Raw genomic sequence first — 2,911 nt, forward strand, 5'->3', positions numbered from 1 at the left:
CCATACTGTGACCAACACACAGCATTCAGATAGGCAGCTGGTTGGTTAGTTAGTTAGTTAGTTAGTTGGTGCTTTAAGCCCAGTCAACCACAGAGGATTACATCAGGGCTAAAAACAAACTTAGGTTTATCTCCTAGTTATTCATGAAACAAATTTTAAAACGTGTCACAGAAAATTTTTAAAACAACTCTTTAAAAATACTTCACACAAACATGTCCTTAACACACTTTATACTTTGTAAAACACACCAATCTCACGCAAGAAATCAAAAATCACCTCCGGAATCACGTTCCGAAAGAGTGAATACAAAGATTTCTCTTCAAAATATTTCTTTCTTATCTCCAATAAATCAGCACATTCAATTAAGATATGCTTAACTGTGAGTACAACATTGCATGCAACGCAAACAGGAGCCTCTTCCCTTCTCAAAATAAAGGAATGTGTCAAATAAGAGTGACCAATATGTAATCGATTTAAGACAGTGTTTTCTTTCCTCGTATTACAAAAAGACAACAGTTTGTCTGCAAGTTTCGGTAGAATTTCGTGAAATTTATTAGATACCAAACCAGTTTCATCCCATTCTTTTTGCCAAACTTGATAGACATATTTGGCAGTTAAAGGTTTTAGGTCCGAAAAAGGCATCAGATCAGCTGTCGGTTTATTGTCCAGAGCTTTTTTCGCAGCTCTATCGGCAGCCTCGTTTCCTCGAATACCAACATGTCCAGGAACCCACATAAAAACAATTTCCTTTTGGTCTGCGTTAATTTTGTGTAAAAACTCTTGTATTTGGATTAACAGAGGATGGTCAGTTTTTAATTTTCCAAGTGCTTGTAAAGCGGATAGCGAGTCTGAGAAAATCATGAATTTGCTTTCTTGAGATTGATATGCTTGTTTAAGAGCGAGCAGAATTGCTTGCAGCTCCGCTGTGTAAATAGAACAGTGGTCTCTCAGTCGACAAGAGAAGGGGCTATTTGGGGCAACAGACGACACTGCTGCAGCAGCAACCTTCTCATCGACTTTGGAGCCGTCAGTAAATATCTGCACATGATTTTGATGTCTGGATGTTATTTCCAAAAAGGCTTGTTTATACACTTCAGGGTTTGTGGTATCTTTTTTATATTTTGTCAAAGACAGACAGATCTGAGGTTCAGATTGACTCCAAGGAGGGGTATCTGACACTGTGGTGTCATCAACCACGTCCAGGTCAATCTTTGAATCCTCAAACAGTGGTAGAATTCGGAGACCAAGAGGTGGAGACAGTCTGGATTTTTCAAAGAGTTTTGAGTTTGGTGGTTCAAAAACACAGCTGTAAGCTGGGTTATCAGGACAAGTTTTTAGTTTTAAAACATAGTTCATTGAGAGTTTCTTGCGTCTGTTTTTCAAGGACATCTCTTGTGCTTTAGCATAGAGGCTTGTTACCGGAGAAGTACGAAAAGCTCCAAGAGCAATCCGTATGCCTTGGTGATGGATGGGGTCCAGTTTCTTTAGAATGTTGTTTGAAGCTGCCCCATATACAATACAACCATAGTCCAGTTTAGATCTTACGAGAGCTCGATAGAGACAGAGTAAAGTTTTCTGATCGGCCCCCCAGTCGGTGTGGCCTACTACTTTTAAAATATCCAGAGCTTTGAGGCAATTTGTTTTCAGATAATTGATATGACTGCTGTAGGATAAGGTTCGATCAAACACTACACCGAGAAATTTAGCTTCTGGTACTACCTTGATAGGAGTTTTGTCCAACAAGATAGTCGGTTCTGCAAAGTGGTTACGCTGATTACAGAAATGCATGCAGACTGTTTTGCTGGTGGAAAATTTGAAACCATTGTTAGAGATCCAATCCTGCACGCTGTTTACACACAGTTGCATAAGTCTCTGTGCATGTGGGAGGAACTTTGCTCGTATACAAAGGGCAAAATCATCCACGAACAATGACGCCTCTGAACCTTTCAAGACTGACTTGACAATATTGTTAATTTTCAGACTGAAAAGAACCGGAGACAAGATGCTACCCTGAGGAACACCCATCTCCTGCTCATACGTATCAGACAGAGTGGACCCAGCTCTCACCTGGAACAGTCGATGGGACAGAAACCCATCGATGAAAGTAGGCAAATGGCCTCGAAAATCAAGGTCGTAAAGATCGGACAGTATACCGTGTTTCCACGTAGTGTCGTAAGCCTTTTCCAAATCGAAGAAAATGGCCAGAACGTGTTCTTTTTTGGCAAAAGCATTACGAATGTAACTATCAAATCGAACGAGATGATCGGCAGTGCTACGGTTTTTGCGAAAACCGCACTGCTCCGAAGCCAATAAACCTTTGGATTCCAAGACCCACATCAATCGGTTGTTCACCATCCTCTCCATCGTTTTGCACAAGCAACTGGTTAAAGCGATGGGTCTATAGTTATTGGGATCGGAAGAATCCTTACCGGGTTTGGGTATCGCAACTATGGTGGCTTCTCTCCAAGAGGGCGGAAAAATTCCTGATTCCCAAATGGAGTTAAAAACAGTCAGCAGCAGGGTTAACGAACTCTCTGGAAGGTTAGTCAGGAGTCTATAGTGAATGTCATCGGGTCCAACAGCCGAGTCATTAGACTTTTGAAGTGCCTGTTTAAGTTCTAACATTGAGAAGGGTTGGTTGTAATCTTCTGTATTGTCAGAGGTGAATTTCACAGGTTTTTTCTCGTGTTGCTTTTTAATGGCTTGAAATTTTGGCGAGTAGTGTTGTGACGAGGAGTTTTTAGAAATTGTGGAGGCTAACAGATTTGCAATTTGTTTCTTGTCTGTGAGAAGTTTTCCATTGACTTTTAAGTGACCTAAAGAAGAGGTCGATTTTTTCCCTTTGATTTTTCGGATTGCTTTCCAGACAGTTTTAGGTTTAGTCTTGGATGTAAGTGAAGAGCAGAAATTT

General features: G+C 40.6%; 1 protein-coding gene. It reads right to left on the minus strand.

The features are described 5' to 3' along the window. Window positions 1-228 precede the first annotated feature (228 nt). On the minus strand, window positions 229-2,911 hold a 2,683-nt coding region (locus ACOCD2_RS15650; protein ID WP_419625778.1), incomplete at its 5' end, for a reverse transcriptase domain-containing protein.

Origin of the sequence: Thiolapillus sp. (genome assembly GCF_048562965.1) — a bacterium.
GTDB lineage: Bacteria > Pseudomonadota > Gammaproteobacteria > Chromatiales > Chromatiaceae > Thiolapillus > Thiolapillus brandeum_A.